Consider the following 25,837-nt stretch of genomic DNA (forward strand, 5'->3'; position numbering starts at 1 on the left):
GTGCTTTTTTTATTTTAAACTAAAGGTATTTTTAACGATACTTTTGTTCCTTTTACTTTTCCTTTTTCATCAATTAAATCAGTATAAATTAACGAATACTCCTTTTCAAATTGAATTGAAAAATTCTTTAATCGTTCTTTTGTTAGATCAATTCCTATCGATTTTCTCTTTAAAGTTTTATTACTTTTAATTATAAAAGCGGCTGCTCTACCGATTCCGTTATCTTCTATATCAATTTGAATAAACTCTTTTACCTGTTTACGAATAGATAATTGTACTTTTTTCTCTCCTTTTTTAGAAGATAAACCATGCCAAATAGCATTTTCTAAAAAAGGTTGTAAAATTAATGGAGGTATTTTAATCGTTTCTACATTTAAATATTCACTAATATCTTCGGTATATATTATGGCATTTGAAAAGCGAATATTTTCAATACTCATGTATAAATTCATTGTTTTAAGCTCCTCTCCTAAAGTAACTTCTTTTACATTACTTGATTCTAAAATTTTACGAATTAATTTTGAAAATTTATTTAAATAAAATACAGCATTTTTTTGGTCATTATTAATAACATATAATTTAATAGAGTTAAGTGCATTAAATACAAAATGAGGGTTCATTTGAATTCTTAATGCATCTTGTTCTAAAAGTAATATCTGTTTTTCATTTTTTAATAAACGCTGTCTATATATCGAATATAATAAAACAGCAAATAAGACAATTAATATCAATGCTATGATTAAAATATTTCTGTTTTGTAAAAGTTTATTTTCAGCCATTTTATTTTCAATAGCTAAGTTTTTTATTTTATTGGTACTTACCTCAATATCATATTTATTAATAAGGCTATTTACATAGCGAATATTCTTATTCTTAAACCTTTTTTGTTCTGTTTCAATTGATTTTTGATAATAATTTAATGCCGATTTATAGTTTTCTTTTTTTTTATTTAATTCTGAAAGATGCTGATAGCAAAGTATTAAACTTGACGAAATATCATTTTCTACCGAAATTTTAAGTGATTTATCTAAATAATATTTAGATTTTTTATATTTCTCTAATTTTAGAAAAACCCAACCTAAAGTATTATATACTTCAGATAGGTAATATCTATTTCCTATCTTTTCAGCAAGAGAAACTACTTCAATAATATATCTATAAGCAATCTTATACTTTCCTTTTATAATTAAAACATTAGCAATACTATTATGACAAATTAACTTACCTAGTTTATCTTTATTTAGTTCATTATATTTTAATGATTTTTGAAAGTTATCTAAAGCAATATCTAAGTTTCCTATATTTTTATGTGCAAACCCTATATTTTGATGATTAATAGCAATACCTCTAAGGTCTTCTAATTGTTCTTGTATAACAAGAGACTCTTTAAATTTATCTAAAGCTCTTTCATATTGTTTTAACGCTAAATAAATATTTCCGATACTATTAATAGTAACACTATGAATAACTTTAATATCAATCTTTTGTTTCTCTATTTTTGAAATAATATCTAAAACTTCTTGGTGATAATTTAACGCCAATCGAACTTTATCTTGCCTTCTATAAGCTACTCCTAACTGATTTAATATTACAATCTCTGCTTCTATGTTATTTATTTCTTTTGCATCTTTTAAAGCTTCTTTAAACTTTAAGGTTGCTTTATCATATATTCTTTTTTTTCTATAAGAATACCCTTGAATATTTTTTGCAAATATTTTTCCTAAAGGATAATTAACTTCTTTACTTTTTTCTAAAAAACTATTTATTTTTTCATCAGTAAATGAAACTCCTTTAAAATGTTTTTTAAGTTTAAAGAAATTTACTTCTTTTTTATCTAAGGCAATCAACATCAAACTATCAATGTTTTTTTGAGATAGACAGTTGCTTGTAATAAATAAAATAGTTATGAATAAGAATTTCATTTTTTAGAACTTTTCTAAGAACTCAGACTTTCTTTGACGAGAAACAGGTATTCTGTGATTATCTTCTAAAATCACATATCCATCAGATTTTATAAACTCTTTTAATTTGTTTAAGTTAATAATAAACGAATTATGAATTCTAAAAAAATGATCATCAGGAAGTAATAAATTTATCTCTTTCAATTTTTTTGTTACCACAATTTTTTTATTATTAACAGTATGAATAGTGCAATAATTACCATCCGATTCAACAAATACAATTTCTGACTCTTGTAAAAATATTAATTTTCCATCTGTGTTTATGGTAATTTTTCTTTTGTTAAATTTTTTATTGAAAGTTGATAATATTTGCTCAAACTTTTTGTCGCTTTTGTTTTTAATACGATAATTCTTAACTCTATTTAATGTCTCTTCTAAATCATCAGAGTCTACAGGTTTAAGAAGATAATCAATAGCTTGATTTTTAATAGCCTTTATAGCATATTCATTATAAGCAGTAGTAATAACTATTGCAAAATCTTTTTTATCTAATTTTTCAAGTAATTGAAAACCATCCATAGTTGGCATCTCAATATCTAAAAAAAGACAATCAATAGAATTATTATTTATATATTTTATGGCTTGTTCTGGTTCAGTAAATGTTTGTATTATTTCTAAATCATTATTAAAATTAGACAACTCCCAAGAAAGACCCTGTATTGCCTTGGCTTCATCATCAACAATTACAGCTTTTATCATAAAACAATTTTTAACTTCAAATATAATCGATATTAAGTTGAATAATAACACAAAAAGCTGAAAAACAACATTTAAAAGAACATTTTTTACCTAAAAAAATAAAATAAAAACCAGTTATACATAAATTAATACCAGTTATACATAAATTGCTTTATATATAATATTTTCGTCTCATATTTGTGATATACAAGGGTAATCATTTTGATAAATTGGGGGATTAATCAAAAATGAAACTAAAATTAAAGTATCGCTTTAAATAGTGATACTTTTTTTTTGTGCTTATATTTTAAATTTAGAGCATAAAAAAAGCTCAAACAACGAATTGTTTGAGCTTTAATTTATGTAGATAAAAATTTCTTAAGCCTCGAAAGGAACTATAGAAACATATGATCTATCATTTCTTTTCTTTCTGAATGTAACAACACCATCAACTCTAGCATGTAAAGTATGATCTTTCCCCATGTAAACATTTTTACCTGGATTGTGCGTTGTACCTCTTTGACGAACAATAATATTACCTGCAATTGCAGCTTGTCCTCCAAAAATCTTTACTCCTAATCGTTTCGATTCTGATTCTCTACCATTCTTCGAACTACCGACACCTTTTTTATGAGCCATCTTATATTGATTTTTTTAGATTAAACTTGTACGGGATTATTTTTCAATTCCTCCGTCTAACTTGTCTTGTAACACTTTTAAAACATCCCACTCACCATCAGCAGCTAATTGTGCTTGTTTTGGCCAAGTAGTAGTAACTAAGTGAGATAAACGAGAACTAGCTTCTACTAAAATTTTACTTAATGTAGCTGGGTCTTGTTTTGCAACTTTCGCAAAAGTATCGATTCCTGCGTTTACTAAAGCTTGAGCAGCTTTAGGTCCAGCACCTTCAATCTTCGTTAAATCATCAGCTTTCGCAGCTTTCTTTGGAGCAGCCTTAGCAGCCTTTGGAGCAGCTTTAGATGTACCAGAAGCAACGATAGATTCAATTTGAATCTCAGTTAAATACTGTCTGTGTCCGTTTTTCTTTTTGTAACCTTTTCTTCTTTTCTTCTTGAAAACGATTACCTTATCACCTTTTAAGTGACGTAATACCTTTGCAGTTACTCCTGCACCTGTTATAGCTGGGGCGCCAATAGTTACGTTCCCTTTGTCTTCAATTAGCATAACGTTCTCAAATGTTACATTTGATCCTTCTGCGTCTTGTAAACGGTGTACGAATACTTTTTGGTCTTGTGCTACTTTAAATTGCTGCCCTGCTATCTCTACGATTGCGTACATACTTTTTGTTTTGCGTTATACTTAATTATACACTTTCTTAATGAAAATGCGGATGCAAATATACGCATTTTAAGGCAACAAACAATCTAAAAGTCAGAAAATTACTCGTTTTTTTAATTGAAAAATATTTTATTTTTAAAGTGTAACAAACATATTTAAATTGCGTCATATACTTCAATATCAATTAAAAATTTTAAAAAAAAATCAATGAAAAAAAGTATCACAACTCTTGCTATGACTTTGCTTATTAGCTTATCTGCTAATGCTCAAAAAGTTGCATTTGAAGAGTACGATTTAAGCAACGGAATGCATGTTATTTTACATCAAGATAAATCTGCTCCTGTAGTAACAACTGCTGTAATGTACCATGTTGGAGCAAAAGATGAACAACCTGATAGAACAGGAATGGCTCATTTTTTTGAACACTTATTGTTTGAAGGTACAAAAAACATTAAAAAAGGAGATTGGTTTAAAATTGTTTCATCTAACGGAGGAAAAAACAATGCAAATACAACTGATGATAGAACTTATTATTACGAAATATTTCCATCAAATAACTTAGAACTAGGTTTATGGATGGAGTCTGAACGCTTACTACATCCTGTTATTAATCAAGGAGGAGTAGATACTCAAAATGAAGTTGTAAAGGAAGAAAAAAGAATGCGTGTAGATAATCAACCGTATGGAAAATTTTTAGAAAATGTTAAAAAGAACATGTTTAAAAAACATCCGTATAAAGGAACTACTATCGGAAAAATGAAACATTTAGATGATGCTACTTTAGAAGAGTTTTTAGCTTTTAATAAAAAATTCTATGTTCCTAATAACGCTACATTAGTGGTTGCTGGTGATATCAACATCAAAAAAACAAAAAAAATGGTGAAAGATTATTTCAGTACAATTCCTAGAGGTGCCGAAATAAAAAGAACGGTTATAAAAGAAGACCCTATTACAACGCAAATAAATGCAAAAGCATATGATGCTAATATTCAAATTCCTGCTGTAATTAATGCTTACAGAACTCCATCAATGAAAACTAGAGAAGCTAGAGTTTTAGACATGATTTCTACGTATTTAAGTGATGGTAAAAGTTCTATTTTATATAAAAAATTAGTCGATACTAAAAAAATGGCATTACAAGTAGGTGCTTTTAGTTTTAGTCAAGAAGATTATGGAACTTATATTGTTTACGGATTACCTTTAGGAGAAACTTCTTTAGCTGATTTAACAAAAGAAATTGATGAGGAAATTGTAAAAATTCAAACTAATTTAATTTCAGAAAAAGCATATCAAAAATTACAAAACAAGTTTGAAAATGAGTTTGTAAATTCAAATTCTAGCGTTGAAGGTATTGCTAATTCTTTAGCTCGATATAATGTTTTATACGGTGATACCGATTTAATAAATACCGAAATTGATATTTTTCGTTCTATTACTCGTGAAGAAATTAAAGCTGCTGCAAAAAAATATCTGAACCCAAATCAACGATTAGTTTTAGAATATTTACCAAAAAAGAAATAAATCAAAAGACATTAATATACTATGAAAACAAAAATAATAGCACTTATCGCAATTTTAGCAGTGTCTTTTGCTACCACTGCACAAATAGATAGAAGTATACAACCTAAACCAGGTCCAGCTCCAAAAGTACGATTAGGAAAGGTTAAAAAATTTACATTACCTAATGGCTTACAGGTTATTATGGTTGAAAATCATAAATTACCAAGAGCCTCTGCAAGTTTAACTATTGATAATAAAGCCGTTTTTGAAGGAAAAAAAGCTGGTTTATCTAATATGATGGGCGATTTATTAGGTCGTGGAACTGCAAATATTACTAAAGATGAATTTAACGAAAAAGTAGATTATCTTGGAGCTCGTGTTAATTTTTATAGCTCAGGTGCTTCTGCTAGCTCTTTAAAAAAATACTTTCCTGAAATATTGGCTTTAATGGCTGATGGAGTTAAAAATTCACAATTCACTCAAGAAGAATTTGATAAAGAAGTTAAAGTTACTTTAGATGGGTTAAAAGCAGGAGAAAAAAGTGTTACAGCAATCGCAAGAAGAGTTGAAGACGCTTTAATTTATGGAAAAAATCATCCTTATGGAGAATTTACTACTAAAAAATCAATAGGTAATATTACTCTTTCTGATGTCAAAAATAATTTCAACACTTATTACAAACCTAATAATGCATATTTAGTTATCACAGGAGATATAAATCCTTCGAAAACTAAAAAAATGGTTACTAAATTATTTAGCAATTGGAAAAAAGGAAATGTTCCTACTGTTGATTTTCCAAAACCTAAAAATGTTAGCGCAACTGAAATTAATTTTATCAATATGCCAAACGCAGTACAATCTGAAATTGTAGTTGCAAATAATATCGATTTAAAATTAGGTGACAAAGATTACTATGCTGCTTTATTAGCAAATAATATTTTAGGTGGTGGCGGTACAGCACGTTTATTTATGAACTTACGTGAAGATAAAGGTTACACTTATGGTTCTTATTCTAGCATTAGACAAAGTAAAGTTGCTGCAACTTTTAAAGCAACAGCTAGTGTACGTAATATTGTTACAGATAGTTCTGTGGTAGAAATACAGAAGGAAATTTATAAAATTAGAACTCAAAAAGTATCAGCAGAAGAATTAAAAAATGCAAAAGCAAAGTATGTTGGTAGTTTTGTTATGGAAGTTCAAAAGCCTGAAACTGCTGCTCGTTATGCTTTAAATATTGCTCGTTATAATTTACCTAGTAATTTTTACGAAAACTATTTAAAAAACATAAATGCTGTTACTTTAGATGATATTCAAAATGCAGCAATTAAGTATTTTAAAGCTGATAAAGCTAGAATTATTATTACAGGTAAAGGACTTGATGTTTTAACTAATTTAGAAAAAACAGCTAAATACGCCATTAAATATTTTGATAAAGAAGGTAACGAAACAACTAAACCTGCAATGAGTTTACCTATTCCTAAAGGTGTTAATGCTTCATCTGTAATAGATAGTTTTTTTGATGCTATTGGTGGTAAAGATAAAATTGCTAGTGTAAAAACTTTAAAAGCTACTTCGGAAGCTAAAGTTCAAGGAATGCAATTAATTTTAGTTAAAAAAAGTGCTTTCCCTAACAAAACCTCAACAATTGTTTCAATGGCAGGAAATGTGATGCAAAAAGAAATTTTTGATGGAACAAAAGGATATCAAGAAGCACGTGGGCAAAAGAAACAATTAGAAGGTAAAGAACTTGAAGATGCAAAAAATAATGTATCTCCTTTTTCTGATGAAGCTTATAAAAAAGGTACTTTAAATAGAATAGAACCTGTTAATGGTAAAAATGCTTATGTAATTACTTTTGATAAAAAAGAGATTTTTTATGATGTAAAATCTGGCTTAAAAATTAAAGAAGTATCTGTAATGAAAGGACCTCAAGGTGATGTAAAAGTACCTTTAGAATTTTCTGATTATAAAGAAGTAAACGGAATTAAATTTCCTCATTTAATAATCCAATCGATGGGACCAATGAAAATGAACTTCGAATTAAAAGAAGTAAAAATAAATGAAGATGTTTCTGATGCTGATTTTCAGTAAAAGAAAAATCTAACACTAATTTTTAAGAGTCAAAACAGTTTGTTTTGACTCTTTTTTATTTCGCTTTATTTACCAACCAAACACCAAATAAAATAATTCCTCCAGATAATAATTGAACTAAACTTAATTTTTCTCCATCAGCTAATCCCCAAGAAACTGCCACAATCGGAATTAAATAAGTTACAGAAGATGCAAAAATAGGCGACGTTAAATGTACCATTTTATTATACAATACTTTTGCAATTCCTGTTCCTACAACAGCTAAAATGGTTATATATCCGAATGCTGTAGTCGTTTCATCATTTAATTCAACTGATGTAAAAAACCCTGAAAAAAACAAAACTAAAGAAGCAGGAATAATCAATAATAAAAAATTACCTGTTGTTATTGCCAAGGCATCTAAATCTGATAAATATTTTTTGATGATATTTACATTAAAAGCATATCCGATAGATGAAAAAACGACCAAAATTGCATACCAATAATTCTGATTTGGATTTAATTCAGCTCCTTTTAAAATCAAAATAAGTGTTCCTATCAATCCGACTAAAATACCTATAAATTGTTTCTTCTTAAAAGTAAATCCGAAGATTAAAGCTCCTAAAATAAAAGTATTAAAAGGTGTTAGCGAATTCAAAATAGCCGAAATAGAACTATCAATACCTTTTACAGCAAAAGCAAGTAAAAAGGATGGAAAAAAAGTTCCTAAAAAAGCCGTGTATAAAATATAAATTCTATGTTTTTTTTGAATTTTCTTAAGACTTTTAAATCCTATTAATAATAAAAAAGCTGCCGTAATTAATATACGTAACGCTCCTAATTGAATAGGTGTAAAAACAATTAATGCTTTTTTCATTAGAATAAAAGAACTTCCCCAAACAATTGCTAATATTACTAAGTAAATCCATTTACGTTGTTGACTATTCATTTTCAATACATTTAAGCACAAAATTCGTATATTAATATCTATAAAATTGATTTTATTAATAACTTTGCTAAATAACTTAATAAATTAAAATTATGAAAATTCAAAAAATAATATTTGCATTAGCTTTTGTTAGTTTTTTAGCTATTGGATGTAAAAATGAAGCAAAAAAAGAAAATACTCCGAAAGTAGAAAAAACGGCAGCAGTTGTTGACAAAAAAGATATTTCTTTAAACATTTCAGGAATGACTTGTGAAATAGGGTGTGCTAGAAAAATAGCTTCAGATTTATCTAAAAAAGAAGGAATTTTAGAAGCAAATGTTATTTTTAAAGATAGTATTGCTAACATAAAATACGATGCTAATATTACTAACAAAGCAGATTTAATTACTTTTATTCAAGGAATTGGTAGTGGAGAAATGTACAAAGCTTGTCAGGTTGGAGCAAAATCTTGCAAAAAAAATAAGGCTGATAAAAAAACATGTGCTTCTAAATGTAAAAAAGAATGTAGCTCAAAAGCTGATCAAAAAACTTGTAAAGCTGATTGTCAAAAAAAATGTAGCACTAAAGATGCTCATAAAAAAGCATGTGCTACAGACTGTAAAGAATTATGTTGTTCAAAAACAGATATTGATAAAAAAGTATGTGTTACAGATTGCAAAAAAGAATGTTGCACTAAAGATGCTTAATCTTTTATAATTTATATGATGAAGCTCCTCAAATGAGGAGCTTTTTTTATGCGTTTATAGTATCTTTGTAAAAACATTTTTTTTGATGAAAAAACACTTTCCTCTCTTAGTCAAAATTTCTTTAATTTCTGTATATATTATCTTTTTAGCAGGGTCAATAGTTCGTATGACTGGCTCTGGAATGGGTTGCCCTGATTGGCCAAAATGTTTTGGCTATTACATACCTCCTACTTCGGAAGCACAAATTACTTGGCACCCAAATACCGAGTACGAAGAAGGAATGATTATCGTTAAAAATGAAGTGCTTTTTGTTGCCGAAAATAACTTAAAAACATCCGAAGAATTTAATAACAATAATTGGACAAAATACACCAAACACAATTATGCAAAGTTTAATAAACTACATACTTGGACGGAATATATCAACCGATTATCTTCGGCTTTGGCAGGAATTCCGTTTTTGTTTCTAATTTTTGTTTCGCTTTCTTTTTGGAAGACAAACAAAAAAATTACACTCTTATCTTTCGGAGCTTTCTCTTTAATGCTTTTTGAAGCTTGGCTAGGTAAAACCGTAGTAGATTCTAATTTAAAACCGACTATTATTACCATTCATATGGTGGCTGGTTTAGTTATTGTTGGCTTATTATTATGGCTGTTATTTATAGTATCTGAACGTAAAAAAGTAACGTATAAATACAACTCATTATTTAATAAATTACTGATTTTTTCAGTCGTTTTTTCATTGATTCAAATAGCTATGGGAACGCAAGTTCGTCAGTTTATTGATGAACAAGTAAAACTTTATGGATTTGATAATAAACAATATAGTTTACTAAATCCGAGTTTTAAATTTTACTTTCATCGTTCATTTACCATTGCTATTGTGTTGGTAAACTTAGGAATGTTTTACTTAAATCAACTGAAAGATTTAGGTTATAAATTAGTAAATTGGATTGTAGCTTTAATATTTTTAGAAACCATTACAGGTATTTTAATGTATTATGCTGATTTCCCTTTAGGAACACAAGCTATACATTTACTTTCTGGAGCTGTTTTATTTGGATTACAATTTTATTTACTACTACAAAGTCGTCGTGTAATAAGTTAATAAAAACAGTAACTATTTCTAGCCCCGATTGAAGCATTTGTTTGAGCTCTTTTTTTGATTTTTCTTCAAAAAAAAGCGAGTGCGGAAAGCGGGAAATTGCTTCAAAAAAAAATAATAAACATTATAAACTTAAAATAAAAAACACATCAAATATTGATGTGTTTTTGCTTTTTAATTATTCTTTACTTACTCTTTCCATTTTAAGGTTTCTAACATTTGAATCATATCTTTTTTGATGTATTCAACTGCTGGTAAAATAGAATCGTAATTAGGTTTTGTATAAAAAAATAGTGAACCTTTTAAAAAGTGATTCGTACTATCGGTTACATGAAATTGTATTTGTGAAGCCGCATTTCCTGAAATTTCGCACATTTTACCGTACACTTTTTTATCTGAATCGGCATAATCTCTCCATGAAATATGGTCTGCTTTTACAGTATGTTCTAATACTAATTTTTCGGCTTCAATTAACAATTCTTGTAAATTATTATTGATAGGTCGGTAGGTAATATCAATAGACGCTTTTAAAGCTGGATATTTTATTTTTAACCAATTATTTGGTAAACTTTTAATAGTTGCTGTTTTTGCAACATCAAAAGTATATGGTGTATTTTGATTTAATATATTATATCCTAAATTAGGATATTGTAAACTTAAATATGCTTTAGGTTTTGGTAAGGTTTGTTCGCCACAACTAATTAATATTAGTAGTGATAAAAGTAATAAAATATTACGCATTTCGTGTTGCTTTTATTTGTTTTATACGTTTTCTATCTAACGCTTCAATAGTAAAAGTGTAGTTACTAAAATTTATTTTTTCTCCTTTTTTAGGAAATTTACCTGATACTTCTAAAATAAATCCTGCTAGTGTTTCGCTTTCACCTTTTAAGTTTTCAAACTTATCTTCATCATCGTCATCTAAAACACGACAAAAATCTTTAATAGTTATTTTTCCTTCAAAAATATAATTGTTTTCATCAAGTTTAGAATAGCTTAAATCATCATCATCAAACTCATCATTTATATCACCAACAATTTCTTCAATAACATCTTCTAAAGTTACAATTCCGCTTGTACCACCGTACTCGTCAACAACAATAGCTAGGTGCATTTTTAACTCTTTAAACTCTCCTAATAAGTCGTCTAATTTTTTATTTTCAGGAACAAAAAAAGGCTGTCTTATCAGTTTTTGCCAATTAAGTGTTTTTTCATTTAAATGAGCTAATAAATCTTTAGCATATAAAACTCCTTTAATACTATCTATATTTTCGTGATATACAGGAATTCGTGAATACCCATTTTTTAAAATTATTTTTAAAACTTCTTCATATAATGTATCATCAGAAATAGCACAAACATCTGTTCTTGGTTTCATTATTTGTACTGTTTCTGTATTACCAAAATTAACAATACCTTCTAAAATTTTTTGTTCTTCTTTAGTTGTTGCTCCGCTAGAAGTTAATTCTAAAGCTTCGGATAAACGTTCTACTGAAAAGTTGCTGTTTTTATTTCCTAATTTATTTTCAACAACACTTGTTAATTTAATTAGTGGCGTACTTAATGGCGTTAAAACAACATTTAAAACTTGAATAATTTTTGCCATAAAACCTGCAAACTGCATTGATTTTCTGGTTGCATATACTTTTGGTAATACTTCACCAAATAATAAAATTAAAAAAGTAACAAAAACAACTTCTACTAAAAACTTTACACCATCAGAAAGTCCACTAAAAAACACTTCACCTATCGAAGCAAATATTAATACAATAAGAATATTAATAAAATTATTAGTAATTAAAATTGTAGCTAATAATTTTTTAGGATTCTCAAGAAGTCCTACAACACTACTTTTTTCTTTTGAAGAAGATGAAAGTTCATCTAATTGAGTTTGTGAAATGGAAAAAAAAGCTACTTCTGTTCCTGAAACTAAGGCCGAACATATTAATAGAAACAATAATAAAAAACAATTTATTGTTGTTAACAAATCAATAGTTGATATCGCTAAGAATAAGGAGTTGGGTTCTGTATCCAATTTTTAAATTTTAAGTAAACTAATGCTGTCCATTTTTATTTTTTAATAAGTTTCTTTATTAGCAACACTCTTTTTTATGACTTTGTTAGCAACAGGAGGCGCAGTAAGATCTTTTTTTGTTGATAAAAAAGTCATTTCTTGCACTTGAATTTCTGTTGTATATCGTTTTTGTCCATCAGCTTCATATTGACGTGTTTTAATGCGTCCTTCGCAATATACTTTATCTCCTTTTGATAAATATTTTTCACAAATTTCGGCTAATTTATTACGTACAACAATATTATGCCATTCAATATTATTTATTTTTTCACCTGTTTGACGATTGGTATAATTTTCATTAGTCGCTAATGGAAAACGACCTACAGCATTACCCTCTCCAAAATAATGCATTTTTAATTCATCACCTAAATGACCTATTAAAATAACTTTATTTACTGTTCCTGCCATGAGTTTATTCTTTGTGTAAAATCAAATATACGAAATTTAGTTATCCTTGCTTAAAAATTCATTTAAAAAGTTATTAATCAATACTGGCACAGGTAGTTCCTTAATATCTTTCCATAAAATAGTTTTTTCAGAAGTGTTTACTGTTTTTACAATCCAAAACTTTGTAAATAAGTGTTGATGCGAAAGTTTATGAACAATATCTTTTTGATTAAATAATGATAATACGGTGTCTTTAGGAAAAAGAGCTATAAAAGATTCTTCTTCAATCAATGCTGTTTCAGAAATTGGAGCTGTTGTTTCAATCACTGGAAATTGATATAATCCTTGCCAAATACCTTTACCTACTCTTTGTTCAATAATAGTTTTATTATCATCAGTAACAACCACCAAATAATTAAAATAGCGTTTTTTTACTTTAATTTTCTTCTCTTTTACAGGAAGCTCTTTTATTAATTGTTTTTCTAAAGCCACACAACTATTTGATAACGGACAAGAATCGCATAACGGATTTTGCGGTTTGCATTGTAAAGCTCCAAAATCCATAATTGCTTGATTATACATTCCTGGCTGCGATACATCAATTAATGTTTGTGCTAATTGCTTAAATTCTTTGATTCCTTTGGTAGAATTAATAGGTGTATTTATACCAAAATAACGCGCTAAAACTCGATATACATTTCCGTCAACAACAGCCACAGGTTCGTCATAACAAACCGATGCAATTGCCGAAGCAGTGTAATCTCCAATTCCTTTTAATTTTAATAGCTCTTTATAATTGTTCGGAAAAACACCATTTAACTCGGTTGCAACCTGTTTTGCTGTAAAATGCAGGTTTCTTGCTCTTGAATAATACCCTAATCCTTGCCATAATTTAAGTACCGTATTTTCATCTGCTTTAGCTAAGTCAAACACTGTTTCAAAGTTGGTTGTAAAGCTTATAAAATAAGGTAAACCTTGGGCTACACGCGTTTGCTGTAACATTATTTCACTTAGCCAAACTAAGTAAGGATCTTTAGTTTTACGCCAAGGCAAATCTCTTTTATTTTTTAAATACCAGTAAATAAGTTGGTTAGCAAACATTGTTTATGTAAATTTAGCCCGCGAAATTACTATTTTTTATTTATATATTTTTATTCTTATTTTTTTACGAATAGATTAATTATCATATATTTGCACCCTCTATTTCAAAAAATAAATTCAAAATATATATAGAATGACAAAAGCAGATATCGTATCGAAGATTTCAGATAAGAGCGGAATTGAAAAAGCGGATGTATTAGCAACTGTTGAAGCGTTTATGGACGAGGTAAAGGATGCATTAGAGAGCGGAGATAATGTATATTTAAGAGGTTTTGGTAGTTTCATCATCAAAACTAGAGCAGAAAAAACTGGTAGAAATATTTCTAAAAATACTACTATTAAAATACCTGCACACAACATACCAGCTTTTAAACCATCAAAAGTGTTTACAGAGGGTGTTAAAACTAAAGTATCTGTAAAATAATAAAGTATTAATCAAAAGTCTTTAACATATAAAGATTTTACAAAACATTTTAATTATGCCAAGCGGTAAAAAAAGAAAGAGAGCAAAAATCTCGACACACAAAAGAAAGAAAAGAGCAAGAGCAAATCGCCATAAGAAAAAGTAAGCTAACGCTTACTTTTTCATTGCTTTAAAGCAGTATTAAGTTCATTGACATTAAGGTTTTAACACCTTGAAAAGGTATAAAAATTATACCTGTTTACAAATTTTAATCCGTCTTCGTAATTTTTTTACGTAGGCACAAAACTATATTCAGAATGAAAACAGAATTAATAATTCGTTCAAATTCTTCGGATATTGATTTCGCCCTACTAAGAGATGGTAGACTTATTGAATTAAATAAAGAAACAAGCGATAATAAATTTGCTGTCGGAGATATTTTCTTAGCTAAAATAGGAAAAGTCATGACAGGATTAAATGCCGCTTTTGTAAATGTTGGATATCCTAAGGATGGTTTTTTACACTATCATGATTTAGGACCACAAGTACAATCTTTAAATAATTTTATTAAGAAGGTAAGCATAGGTAATTATAAAGATTTCACTTTAAAAAACTTTCGTGCTGAAAACGACATCAATAAAGACGGAAGTATACATGATGTAATTAAGTCAGGTCAAAATTTATTAGTACAAATTGTAAAAGAACCCATTTCTACCAAAGGACCGCGCATTAGCTCGGAACTATCAATAGCTGGTAGGTATTTAGTTTTAGTTCCTTTTTCTAACAGAGTATCTGTATCTCAAAAGATAGCAGACCCAAAAGAAAAAGAACGTTTAAAAAAATTAGCAAAAAGCATCAAGCCAAAAGGGTTTGGGCTTATTTTACGTACTGTTGCCCAAGACAAAAAGGTAGCAGAACTAGATAAAGATTTACAAAATTCACTGGAACGTTGGGAGAAAATGTGTAACAGCATTGCCAATCAAAACACCCCAACAAAAATATTAAGTGAGTTAAACAGAGCATCTTCTATATTAAGAGATGTAATGAACGATTCTTTTACAAGTATTGTAACCAATGATGAAACTTTAATGGTTGAAATTAAAGAATATTTACAAGAAATTTATCCTGAAAAGGAAGAAATTGTAAAACTTCATAAATCTGATACGCCAATTTTTGAAAAATTTGGTATTGAACGTCAGATAAAAACATCGTTTGGTAAAACAGTTTCTATGAGTAAAGGTGCGTATTTAGTTATTGAACACACCGAAGCTTTACATGTTATTGATGTTAACAGTGGTAATCGCTCAAACAAAGGGCTAAGCCAAGAAGAAACTGCTTTAGAAGTCAACTTAATTTCTGCTACCGAAGTAGCACGTCAGTTACAACTGCGTGATATGGGTGGAATTATAGTAGTTGATTTTATTGATATGAAGACGACTGAAAACAGACAAAAATTATATCAACATTTAAAAGATGCAATGTCTTTAGACCGTACTAAACACAAAATTTTACCTCCGAGTAAGTTTGGTTTAATACAAATTACAAGACAGCGTGTACGACCTGAATTAGAAATAAAAACACGAGAGTCTAATCCTAATAAAAACGGAGAAGTTGAGGCTCCTATTGTATTAATTGATAAAATAGAAGCTGAATTAGAACGCTTAATTAATAGTGGTAAAAATTATAAAGAAGTTACGTTAAATGTACATCCTTTTATAGCTGCTTATTTAACAAAAGGGTTAATTTCTATTCGTTTAAAATGGATTTTACAACACAAAAAGTGGATTAAAGTATTACCAAGAGATGCATACCAATACTTAGAATACAAGTTTTTCTTGAAAAAAAAGTAAATAAGTAAGGCTATCTTATTATCATAAAAAACCCGTTTCTTTTGAAACGGGTTTTTTTTATACATTAAAACCAAAACCCTAAATTAAACAACCAATGTTTTTCGGTATGATCAGGAGACCAAGTATACTTTAATTCTACAGGACCAATAAGAGTTTCTAAACTATAACCTATTGCATATCCTAATTTTATATCTTTAAATAAATCTGCTTCTGAAAAAACATCTTCTTCAATACGCGCATAATTTGCAATAAAAGTAATATAATGTTTATCTATAATTTGATATCTAAAATCAAACTCTGACTTTAAAAAAGATTGATTATTTAAAGCACCCGTTTGATAACCATAAAAAGATGTGAAATTATTTATATAATTTTTATTGTACCCACCTAGGTGATAATCAAACATTTGAGATGATTTCTTCCCTAAAGTATATCCAAATTCCGAAGTATACTGCAAAGTTAACTTATTAAATAAAGTAGCAGCTCCGCCTAAAGTTACTTCTACTTGTGAAAATTGATGAAAAGGTTCACTCCCCGATTCTAATTTTGATAAATTTTTATTTCTATCTGACCAAACAAACCATTTAAAACCGATATCAGCATAAAACCCTTTTGTAGGAAATATTTCTTTATTATAAGTATCTAATTTTAAAAAAGAATACATGCTTCCATAATTACTTTTATCAAAAAAAGTTTCATCACCATTATTTAAAAGATTTAAAGAAGTTACTTTTAATCCTTTATGCTCAATACCTAATCCGAATGCAAATTTTCTATCAAAAGTTGTTTGTGTATAAAAGGAATTTGTAAAGTCTGTATATTTTACATTTATAATTGTTTCATCAAATAAAAAATCACTTTTAAAAGAGTTGTATCTAGAAGTAATACCATAACTAGGTTTTATACCGTTATCTACAAAATATTGAAAGTCGTATCGAATCCTATCACCTATAACTACATCTAAAGATAACTCATCATTTTGTTTTAAAATTTTCTTATGATTATAATTTAATAATACACCTGTGTTATATAATACATCATAATGCACTCCTAGCCTTAAAGAAGATTTTATATTTTCTTCCTTAATTATTAATTCTAATTTTTTACCTTCAAATGATTTTTCTAAATGATAATCTATTCTTTTAAAATTATTTGTTGCTGTAAGTGTATTTATTTTTTTAGAAATACCTTTATAAGAAACACTATCACCTTCTGTTAATTGTAACTTACCTAAAATGTAATCATTTGTATAATTTTCATTTCCTTTAATTATAATTCTATCTACTAAAAACTTTTCTTTTTTTACATTTAATATGTAAGGCTTTCTTTTATTTGGTTGAAGCTTTGCAATACTATCAAAAACAACTTTAAACGGTTTAGCTGTTTTTTTCCCTTCCTTTATTATTTCTTCTTTTTTATCAAAAGAAATTACTCCATATTCTAAAAGGTTTGGACGGATATAAATATTTAGTAAATCTATTTGACTTTCTTCTTTTTCATACATTTGAAAATTAACAATTTGCAATAATAATGGAGCAATAGATGATAATTCGTCTCTCTTTAATAATTCTCCTTGGACGCTAACACCAATTATTAAATCGACATTTTTTTTCATCATTATATCAACAGGAAAATTATTTACAACTCCTCCATCAACTAATAATTCTCCATTTATTTCAACAGGATTTAATAATGATGGAAAAGCACCACTTGCTCTTAATGCTAATGGTAAAAACCCATCTTCTAAAACGACCTCTCTACCTGTTTCAATATTTGTTGCAATACAATAAAAAGGAATTGGAAGTTTAGAAAAATCTTTAATTTCATCAACAGGTGCTAATAATTCTATTAAAAAACTCAATACATTTTGACCTTTTGAAAAACCTAAAGGAAGCCCTATTTTTCCATCTGTAATAGGTAATTTAATCGCATATTTTTCATTATGAACTTTACTAAAAAAAGGCTTTTCACTTCTCGGGATTTCATCTGTAATTAATTTCATGAAATCCGTTTTTAAAATAATCTGTTCAATTTGATCGGCAGAATACCCTGTAGCATATAATCCACCAATGATAGCGCCCATACTTGTACCACCAATATAATCAACTTGAACACCTGCTTTTTCTAATTCTTTTAAAACTCCAATATGTGCAAAACCTTTAGCACCACCACCACTTAAAACCAGTCCTATTTTAGGTTGATTTTGCGCCATCATTAGCACAGGAAAAAACAATAAGATTAGTAACTTTTTCATTTTTTTTCTTTTTGATAATATTGATGTATTTTTTGAGCTCTTGAAAGCCCAATTATTTCTTTTAAATCATTTAAAGTGGCTTCTTTAATACGTTTAACAGATTTAAATTTACGTAATAAAGTAGCAATAGTTTTAGCTCCAATAGTCGGAATTTCTTCTAATTCTGATGTGATGGCACTTTTACTTCGTTTATTTCGATGAAGCGTAATTCCGAAACGATGGGCTTCATTTCTTAAAAATTGAATTATTTTTAAACTTTCTGATTTTTTATCTAAATACAATGGAACAGAATCTCCTGGATAATAAATTTCTTCCAATCGTTTTGCAATACCAATAATCGCTATTTTTCCTCGCAAACCTAAAATATCTAAACTTTTTAAGGCTGATGATAATTGTCCTTTACCTCCATCAATAACGATAAGTTGTGGCAAAGGCTCATTTTCGGCTAACAAACGTTTGTATCTACGAAACACAACTTCTTCCATTGATGCAAAATCATCAGGACCTATAACTGTTTTAATATCATAATGACGATACTCTTTTTTACTTGGTTTTCCTTCTTTAAAAACGACACAAGCCGCAACAGGATGCGTTCCTTGAATATTTGAATTATCGAAACATTCAATATGTCGAGGTTCATTTTGCAAGCGTAAATCTCTTTGCATTTGCCTCATTATTCGATTTATATGACGCTCAGGATTTACTATTTTTAATTGCTTCAATTGTTCAATTCGATAGTATTTTGCATTTCTTTCTGATAAATCTACGACTCTTTTTTTATCGCCTAATTTAGGAACTGTAACTTTTATTTGTTCTCCTAAATCAACATCAAAAGGTACATAAACTTCTCTCGATAAAGAATTAAATCGATTTCTGGTTTCAACAATAAACAACTCTAATAACTGTTTATTGCTTTCATCTAATTTCTTTTTTATTTCGGTGGTGTACGATTGCACAATTGCACCGTTCATCACTTTAAAAAAATTTGCATAACCGTAAGTTTCATCAGAAATAATTGAAAATACATCAACATTATTAATAGACGGATTTACAATAGTCGACTTTGCTTGATAATTTTGTAGTAAAGCTAATTTATCTTTGACTTTCTGAGCTTCTTCAAATTTCATTTCCGAAGCAAAATCAAGCATTACTTCTTGTAATTTATCTAATATTTCTTTAAAATTTCCTTTTAGGATATTTCGTATTGCACTAATTTCTTCTAAATAATTTTCTTCTTTTTGATGTCCTTCACAAGCGCCTTTACAATTTCCTAAATGATATTCTAAACAAACTTTATATTTATAAGAAGTAATTTTTTGTTCACTTAAATCATAAGTGCAAGTTCGCAGCGGATACAGTTCTTTTATCAAACTTAAAAGCGACTGCACCATTTTAGTATTGGTATAAGGACCAAAATATTCCGAGCCATCTTTTATAACTCTTCGAGTAGAAAATACTCGTGGAAAACGTTCTTTTTTGATACAAAGCCAAGGATAGGATTTATCATCCTTTAGTAAAATATTATAGCGAGGCTTATATTTTTTTATCAGATTATTTTCTAATAATAAAGCATCAGTTTCTGTATCAACTACAATATGTTCAATACGAACAATTTTTTTTACTAGAATTCGTGTTTTACCATTCTCATGAGTTTTGGTAAAATAAGAGCTAACCCGCTTCTTTAAGTTTTTTGCTTTTCCTACATAAATAATCACTTCGTCTTTATCAAAATATTGATAAACTCCTGGCGAAGTGGGCAATGTTTTTAATTGAAGTTCTAATGAAGTTGGCATACAACGAAAATACAATTTTATAAAGATATCTAAGTTGCTATATGTACATTTACATTAATATTTATTTACAACACAATGCAAGAACCAATTCAATTTTATAAAGAAGAAATAAACAGTTTAAATACCTCTTTAATTGGGCTGAAAAAACAATTATTAACCACACGTATTTTACGTCTTTTGGCTTTTTTAACGATTACCTTATCAGCATACATAGGTTTTACAAAAGATAATTTATTTTTTATCTTAACAGGTTTAGGAGTTATCGCTTTTACTATTTTGATAACAAAGCACTTGCAATTAAAACAGAAAAAAAGTCTTGCTGATGCCAAATTAAACATCAATAAAACTGAAATAGAAGTATTAAAAGGAAACTATTCAAATTTAGATAGCGGAGAAGAATTTACAAATCCTGAACATTATTTTAGCAACGATATTGATTTATTTGGAAGCGGTTCTTTTTTTCAATATATAAACAGAACAGCAACAAATGAAGGTAAAAATTTATTAGCCACTATTTTAACAAGTAACAATATTAACGATATTGATGAACGTCAAAAAGTAACAAAAGAATTAGCTTTAAAAACAACTTGGCGTCAACATTTTACGGCAGTTGCAAATTTAATAAATACTAAAACAGCCATTCCTACTATTGTAAATTGGGTACATTCATATCAACAGAAACTTCCTAAATTTTTGATGTTATTTTCGTATGCTTTTTCTGGAGTTTCACTTATTTTAATTGGATTATTAAGTTTTAGTATTATTCCATTTTCAATTGTTTTAATTTGGTTTTTAATTGGATTATTTATTACAGCTTTTTATATTAAAAACATTCAAGAATTAGCTTCTGAAACAGATAAAGCAAAAGAAACTTTCAATCAATATCATCAATTATTAGCGCAGATAGAAAATGAAACTTTTACAAATTCAATTTTAAAAGATAAACAACAAAAAATTCAACAAGAAAATAAAAAAGCTTCAGATATTTTTAAAGAATTTTCTAAAAAACTAGATGCTTTTGATCAACGTAGTAATGTAATGATTGCTCTTGCAGGAAATGGACTTTTTCTAATGGACATTCGAAATACCATCAAAATAGAAAAATGGATTACTACTTATAAAAATACCGTTGAAGAATGGTTTAATGTTGTTTCATTTTTTGATGCTCAAAATTCGTTAGCCAACTTTGTTTTTAATAAACCTGAATATATTTTCCCTAATATCAGCAAAGAAAAAGCGGTTTTAAATGCTGTAAATTTAGGACATCCTTTATTAAATCCTTCTAAAAGAATAGACAACGATTTTGTAATAGATAACGAAAACTTTTTTATCGTTACAGGTGCAAATATGGCTGGAAAAAGTACTTTTTTAAGATCGATTTCTTTGGCAATTGTAATGTCGAATACTGGTTTACCTATTTGTGCTGAAAAAGTAAGTTATAATCCTACGAAATTAATTACAAGTATGCGAACTTCAGATTCGTTAAGTGAAGATGAATCGTATTTTTATGCCGAATTAAAACGTTTGAAATTTATCGTAAACGAAATTAAAACAGAAAATTATTTTATCATTTTAGATGAAATTTTAAAAGGAACAAATAGTCAAGACAAAGCAATTGGTTCTAAAAAATTCGTTGAAAAATTAAATAACTCAAAATCTACAGGAATTATTGCAACTCACGATGTAAGTTTATGTGAATTATCAAACGAATATACTACTGTCAAAAATTATTATTTTGATGCCGAAATTATTAATGATGAATTACATTTCGATTATAAAATGAAAAACGGAGTATGTGAAAATATGAACGCTTCATTCTTATTAAAAAAGATGGAAATTGTTTAATATCGATATTATATGCACAAACTTATTGATAATTTTGGTAGACAAATCAACTATGTTCGCTTAGCGGTAACCGATCGTTGTAATCTTCGTTGCCAATATTGTATGCCAGCCAAAGGAATTGATATTGTTCCTCGAAAAGAATTATTAACTTATAAAGAAATGTATCGCCTAATTAGAGTACTTACCAAATTAGGCGTAAATAAAGTACGTTTAACAGGTGGCGAGCCTTTTGTTCGTAAAGGTTTTATCGATTTTTTAGAAATGCTTTCTTATAACGATTTATTAGATGAAATTAATATTACAACAAACGGTGCATTAATTTCTGAACATATCAAAACTTTAGAAAAACTTGATAAAGTAAAAAATATCAACCTAAGTATTGATAGTTTAAATACCGATAAATTTGCTAAAATTACACGTCGTGATGTATTTCCTGAAGTATATAAAACTTTTGAATTACTAGAAAAAAGCACTTTAAACTTAAAACTAAATGTAGTGATACAAGCGGGTTTTAATACTGATGAAATTAATGATTTTGTCGGCTTAACTAAAGATAAAAATATTGCTATTCGGTTTATTGAAGAAATGCCTTTTAACGGAAAAGGACAGCGAAACATGGAAGAAAACTGGAATTACAATAAAATTTTAGATAAGATAAAATCTGAATATTCCGTAGAAAATATAATTTTAGAAAAATCATCAACTTCTCGTAATTTTTCTATCAAAAACCATTTAGGAACTATAGGAATTATTCCTGCTTTTACTCGTACTATTTGCAACGATTGCAACCGAATAAGAATTACATCAACAGGAACTTTTAAAAATTGTTTGTTTGATGATGGCGTTTTTAACTTGCGTGATTTTATCAGAAAAGGCGCTTCTAATGATGATTTAAAAGAACTTTTTTTATCATTAATAAAAGAAAAACCAGAAAATGGTTTTATCGCTGAAGCAAATAGGAAAAAAGGAAATGTTTCTGAAAGTATGAGTACAATCGGTGGATAATTAATTATAAAAATATGATTTCAGTAGAAGAAGCAAAACACATAATATTACAAAATACTTTAGATTTTGGAACAGAAGAAATTCCATTTATAGAATCTGTTGGACGAATTTTAAAAGAAGATATTGTTGCCGATAGAGATTTTCCTCCTTTCAATCGGGTTGCTATGGATGGAATTGCTATTAACTACCTTCATTTTAAAAATGGAAAACGTAATTTTAAAATTGAAGGAATTCAGCCTGCGGGAAGTGCGAAATTAACAATGCAATATCCAGAAAATTGCATAGAAGTAATGACGGGAGCTGTATTACCAAATAATTGCGATACCGTAATCAGATATGAAGATGTTCTTCTCGAAAATGGAATTGCAACAATTACTATTGATACAATTAATACACATCAAAATGTACATCCCAAAGGAAAGGACAAATTACAAAACGATGTTTTAATCGATAAAAACACCCTTATTTCAGCGGCTGAAATTGGCGTGATTGCTACAGTAGGAAAATCAACTGTAAAAGTTGCAAAACAGCCTAAAGTAATTATTATTTCTACTGGTGATGAATTGGTTGATGTACATGAAAATCCGCTAGATTATCAAATAAGAAAATCAAATGTTTATACATTGGTTTCCTTATTAGAAGAATTAAATATTCCTTCAGAAATTGTTCATATTACAGATAGTAAATCAATTTTAAAAGAAAAAATAAGTAGCTATTTACAAGAATATGACGTGTTATTATGTAGCGGAGCAGTTAGTAAAGGTAAATTTGATTTTTTACCAGAAGTATTTACTGAATTGGGTATTGATAAATTATTTCATAAAGTAGCGCAACGCCCAGGAAAACCATTTTGGTTTGGTATCAAAGATAATTCTGTGAAAAATAATAATGCAATTGTCTTTGCTTTTCCTGGAAATCCGATTTCTACTTTTGTAAATTGTTTAGCATATTTTTATCCGTGGTATTATAAATCAATCGGAAATAAAGAAGATAAACGATTTGCTGTTCTTTCTGAAAATATTATTTTTAAACCCAACCTTACGTACTTTTTACAAGTTAAATTAGAAAACGTAAACGGACAAATATTAGCAACTCCAATAAAAGCAAATGGTTCGGGAGATTTGGCTAGTTTAGTAAATGCAGATGGATTTATAGAAATTCCAAAAACAGCAGATATTGAATTTAAAAAAGGAACTATTTTTCCATTAATTAGATATAAAAAATGAGCAACTTTACGCACATAAACGAGAAAAATCAACCTAAAATGGTGAATGTTTCTGATAAAAAAATCACCAAACGAACGGCAATTGCAAAAGCTACCATGTTTTTAGGTTCAGAAATTATTTCTCATTTTAAGAATGATGATTTAATCACCAAAAAAGGAGCTGTTTTTCAAACGGCTATTATTGCAGGAATTCAAGCGGTTAAAAAAACTTCGGATATTATTCCCATGTGTCATCCTTTATTAATTAATGGTGTAGATATTGACATCAATATTATTGATAAAGAACAATTAGAAGTGTTTTGTAAAGTTACTATCGAAGGAAAAACAGGCGTTGAAATGGAAGCTTTAACAGGAGCTTCGGCAACTTGTTTAACCATTTACGATATGTGTAAGGCTATCAATCAAAAAATGATAATTAAAGAAATAACGTTACTAGAAAAAACAGGAGGTAAATCTGATATAAAAAATGGATAAAATAGCAATCATTGGAGCAGGAAAATTAGGATGTGCAATTGCAGATGGACTTTTAGAAAGTGGATTACATCCAACTGATTTAAGTTTATCGAGAAGAAATACAAAAGCGTTAAAAAAATATGCTGATAACGGAACGTTAGTAACAACCATAAATAGTGATGCAATTGAAAATGCAAGTATTATTATTTTATGTGTAAAACCTCAAAAAACTAAAGAAGTATTAACTCAGTTAACACCTCAATTAACCGACCAAATAATTATTTCTACGGTTACAGGTATTGAACTATCCGATTTAAAAGTAATACTTAAAAAAGAACTTCCATTGTTTAGAGCAATGCCAAATACGGCAGCGGCGATTAAACAATCGATGACTTGTATATCAACTATTGATAGTAATGAAAATCAGCAAAAACAAGTAGAAACTATCTTTAAAAATTTAGGTGAAACTGTTTTTATTGATGATGATTTAATGGCATCGGCAACAGTTTTAGCCGCTAGTGGAATTGCTTTTGCATTGCGTTATCTTCGTGCTTCAATGCAAGGAGGTATCGAAATAGGGTTTAGTTCTGAGTTGTCTCAAAAAATAGCAGCACAAACTTTAAAAGGAGCGGCAGAATTAATTTTACAGCACGGTAATCATCCTGAAAGTGAAATTGATAAAGTAACAACTCCACAAGGAATTACCATTACAGGTTTAAATAAAATGGAACAAGAAGGTTTTAGTTCTTCTATTATTCAGGGAATTGTTGCATCAAAAAATAAAATAGATAATTTATAAATGGCACATCAAAAACACGCAAATATTGCTAAAAAAAACACCGATAATTTTGCAGCAAATGAAGTAGCTATTTTAGGAACAAATTGCGGTATCATTGCTGATTTAGTAAATAAAGTTTCATCTAAATTACAAAACTATAACTTAGCTTATTTTGATGCTTCTCACGCTAAAAATATTGATAAAAATAACTTTACCGAATACATTTTTCATCATCAAGGAAACTTACAAATTAACACAGTAAGCCCTATTAATAAATTTGAACAACGTTTACAATTTATTAATCATGATTTTGTTTTTATCAACGGAAACCACTATCAAGGAGCAAAACAAATTTTAATTTTAGATGAAAAAAAAGAAGCTTCTATTAAAAAAAGGTTAGATGAAATAACAAACATTCAAT

Annotated in this window: 23 protein-coding genes (1 of these 23 only partly in view); 12 read left to right on the forward strand and 11 right to left on the reverse strand. The window is 28.2% G+C overall.

Annotated features, from left to right (window positions below; translation table 11 throughout):
• Positions 1 to 14: 14 nt before the first annotated feature.
• The 4 genes from AB0T67_RS07195 to rplU all read right to left on the reverse strand — a co-directional run bounded on the left by AB0T67_RS07195 (position 15) and on the right by rplU (position 3,938).
• Positions 15 to 1,922, reverse strand: coding sequence for a tetratricopeptide repeat protein (locus AB0T67_RS07195; protein WP_369219751.1), 1,908 nt, complete (start codon positions 1,920 to 1,922; stop codon positions 15 to 17).
• A gap of 3 nt (positions 1,923 to 1,925) precedes the next feature.
• Positions 1,926 to 2,660, reverse strand: a complete 735-nt coding sequence (locus AB0T67_RS07200) for a LytR/AlgR family response regulator transcription factor (RefSeq protein WP_271231143.1) — start codon at positions 2,658 to 2,660, stop codon at positions 1,926 to 1,928.
• A gap of 357 nt (positions 2,661 to 3,017) precedes the next feature.
• Positions 3,018 to 3,278: a 50S ribosomal protein L27 gene (rpmA, locus tag AB0T67_RS07205; RefSeq protein WP_369219752.1), complete on the reverse strand. Its 261-nt coding sequence runs from the start codon at positions 3,276 to 3,278 to the stop codon at positions 3,018 to 3,020.
• A 36-nt stretch (positions 3,279 to 3,314) separates the two neighbouring features.
• On the reverse strand, positions 3,315 to 3,938 hold the full coding sequence (gene rplU, locus AB0T67_RS07210) for a 50S ribosomal protein L21 (RefSeq protein WP_271231142.1): 624 nt from the start codon (positions 3,936 to 3,938) through the stop codon (positions 3,315 to 3,317).
• 207 nt (positions 3,939 to 4,145) lie between these two features.
• Between rplU and AB0T67_RS07215 the strand changes: the two genes are divergently transcribed.
• The gene (locus AB0T67_RS07215) at positions 4,146 to 5,459 is read left to right on the forward strand and encodes a M16 family metallopeptidase (RefSeq protein ID WP_369219753.1); all 1,314 of its coding nucleotides are present in this window, start codon (positions 4,146 to 4,148) and stop codon (positions 5,457 to 5,459) included.
• A gap of 21 nt (positions 5,460 to 5,480) precedes the next feature.
• Positions 5,481 to 7,529, forward strand: a complete 2,049-nt coding sequence (locus tag AB0T67_RS07220) for a M16 family metallopeptidase (RefSeq protein ID WP_369219754.1) — start codon at positions 5,481 to 5,483, stop codon at positions 7,527 to 7,529.
• A 55-nt stretch (positions 7,530 to 7,584) separates the two neighbouring features.
• Here AB0T67_RS07220 and AB0T67_RS07225 read toward each other — a convergent pair whose 3' ends face one another.
• Positions 7,585 to 8,457: a DMT family transporter gene (locus tag AB0T67_RS07225; protein ID WP_369219755.1), complete on the reverse strand. Its 873-nt coding sequence runs from the start codon at positions 8,455 to 8,457 to the stop codon at positions 7,585 to 7,587.
• A gap of 92 nt (positions 8,458 to 8,549) precedes the next feature.
• Here AB0T67_RS07225 and AB0T67_RS07230 point away from each other — a divergent pair, with 92 nt between their 5' ends.
• Together AB0T67_RS07230 and AB0T67_RS07235 are read left to right on the forward strand one after the other, a co-directional pair.
• The gene (locus tag AB0T67_RS07230; protein ID WP_369219756.1) at positions 8,550 to 9,143 is read left to right on the forward strand and encodes a cation transporter; all 594 of its coding nucleotides are present in this window, start codon (positions 8,550 to 8,552) and stop codon (positions 9,141 to 9,143) included.
• An 85-nt stretch (positions 9,144 to 9,228) separates the two neighbouring features.
• Entirely contained in the window at positions 9,229 to 10,251 is a 1,023-nt protein-coding gene (locus AB0T67_RS07235; protein WP_369219757.1) for a COX15/CtaA family protein, read from the forward strand.
• 186 nt (positions 10,252 to 10,437) lie between these two features.
• Here AB0T67_RS07235 and gldD read toward each other — a convergent pair whose 3' ends face one another.
• Genes gldD through mutY form a run of 4 tightly spaced genes read right to left on the reverse strand, consistent with a single transcriptional unit; the run spans position 10,438 to position 13,810 of the window.
• Entirely contained in the window at positions 10,438 to 10,989 is a 552-nt protein-coding gene (gene gldD / locus AB0T67_RS07240) for a gliding motility lipoprotein GldD (protein ID WP_369219758.1), read from the reverse strand.
• On the reverse strand, positions 10,982 to 12,283 hold the full coding sequence (gene gldE, locus AB0T67_RS07245) for a gliding motility-associated protein GldE (protein ID WP_271231135.1): 1,302 nt from the start codon (positions 12,281 to 12,283) through the stop codon (positions 10,982 to 10,984). Before gldE ends, gldD begins: the two co-directional genes overlap by 8 nt.
• 42 nt (positions 12,284 to 12,325) lie before the next feature.
• Entirely contained in the window at positions 12,326 to 12,730 is a 405-nt protein-coding gene (locus AB0T67_RS07250) for a single-stranded DNA-binding protein (RefSeq protein WP_369219759.1), read from the reverse strand.
• 36 nt (positions 12,731 to 12,766) lie between these two features.
• Complete coding sequence (gene mutY / locus AB0T67_RS07255; protein WP_369219760.1) at positions 12,767 to 13,810, reverse strand: A/G-specific adenine glycosylase; 1,044 nt, start codon at positions 13,808 to 13,810, stop codon at positions 12,767 to 12,769.
• A gap of 133 nt (positions 13,811 to 13,943) precedes the next feature.
• Here mutY and AB0T67_RS07260 point away from each other — a divergent pair, with 133 nt between their 5' ends.
• Positions 13,944 to 14,234 carry an HU family DNA-binding protein gene (locus AB0T67_RS07260; protein WP_068702156.1) on the forward strand — a complete coding sequence of 97 codons (291 nt, stop codon included), beginning with the start codon at positions 13,944 to 13,946 and terminating at the stop codon, positions 14,232 to 14,234.
• Between the two features lie 296 nt (positions 14,235 to 14,530).
• Entirely contained in the window at positions 14,531 to 16,063 is a 1,533-nt protein-coding gene (locus tag AB0T67_RS07265; protein ID WP_369219761.1) for an Rne/Rng family ribonuclease, read from the forward strand.
• Between the two features lie 64 nt (positions 16,064 to 16,127).
• Here the strand turns inward: AB0T67_RS07265 and AB0T67_RS07270 are convergent, their stop codons facing one another.
• Together AB0T67_RS07270 and uvrC are read right to left on the reverse strand one after the other, a co-directional pair.
• Positions 16,128 to 18,317, reverse strand: coding sequence for a patatin-like phospholipase family protein (locus tag AB0T67_RS07270; RefSeq protein WP_369219762.1), 2,190 nt, complete (start codon positions 18,315 to 18,317; stop codon positions 16,128 to 16,130).
• Positions 18,314 to 20,110, reverse strand: coding sequence for an excinuclease ABC subunit UvrC (uvrC, locus tag AB0T67_RS07275; protein ID WP_369219763.1), 1,797 nt, complete (start codon positions 20,108 to 20,110; stop codon positions 18,314 to 18,316). The genes AB0T67_RS07270 and uvrC overlap by 4 nt, the downstream gene beginning before the upstream one ends.
• 75 nt (positions 20,111 to 20,185) lie before the next feature.
• Between uvrC and AB0T67_RS07280 the strand changes: the two genes are divergently transcribed.
• The 6 genes in view from AB0T67_RS07280 to AB0T67_RS07305 are tightly spaced (at most 14 nt apart) and all read left to right on the forward strand, a layout consistent with a single transcriptional unit that may run on beyond the window.
• Positions 20,186 to 21,955, forward strand: coding sequence for a MutS-related protein (locus tag AB0T67_RS07280; RefSeq protein ID WP_369219764.1), 1,770 nt, complete (start codon positions 20,186 to 20,188; stop codon positions 21,953 to 21,955).
• Positions 21,956 to 21,967: 12 nt separating this feature from the next.
• Entirely contained in the window at positions 21,968 to 22,960 is a 993-nt protein-coding gene (gene moaA / locus AB0T67_RS07285; RefSeq protein WP_369219765.1) for a GTP 3',8-cyclase MoaA, read from the forward strand.
• Between the two features lie 14 nt (positions 22,961 to 22,974).
• Entirely contained in the window at positions 22,975 to 24,186 is a 1,212-nt protein-coding gene (locus AB0T67_RS07290; protein WP_369219766.1) for a molybdopterin molybdotransferase MoeA, read from the forward strand.
• The gene (moaC, locus tag AB0T67_RS07295; RefSeq protein ID WP_369219767.1) at positions 24,183 to 24,659 is read left to right on the forward strand and encodes a cyclic pyranopterin monophosphate synthase MoaC; all 477 of its coding nucleotides are present in this window, start codon (positions 24,183 to 24,185) and stop codon (positions 24,657 to 24,659) included. Before AB0T67_RS07290 ends, moaC begins: the two co-directional genes overlap by 4 nt.
• Entirely contained in the window at positions 24,652 to 25,437 is a 786-nt protein-coding gene (gene proC / locus AB0T67_RS07300; RefSeq protein ID WP_369219768.1) for a pyrroline-5-carboxylate reductase, read from the forward strand. The genes moaC and proC overlap by 8 nt, the downstream gene beginning before the upstream one ends.
• Positions 25,438 to 25,837: the 5' portion of an NTP transferase domain-containing protein gene (locus AB0T67_RS07305; RefSeq protein WP_369219769.1), read on the forward strand. It continues 725 nt past the right edge of the window; the window shows 400 of its 1,125 coding nt (coding positions 1-400); the start codon lies at positions 25,438 to 25,440; its stop codon lies beyond the right edge, outside the window.

It is taken from the genome of Tenacibaculum salmonis, from assembly GCF_041053065.1.
GTDB classification, from domain to species: domain Bacteria; phylum Bacteroidota; class Bacteroidia; order Flavobacteriales; family Flavobacteriaceae; genus Polaribacter; species Polaribacter pacificus_A.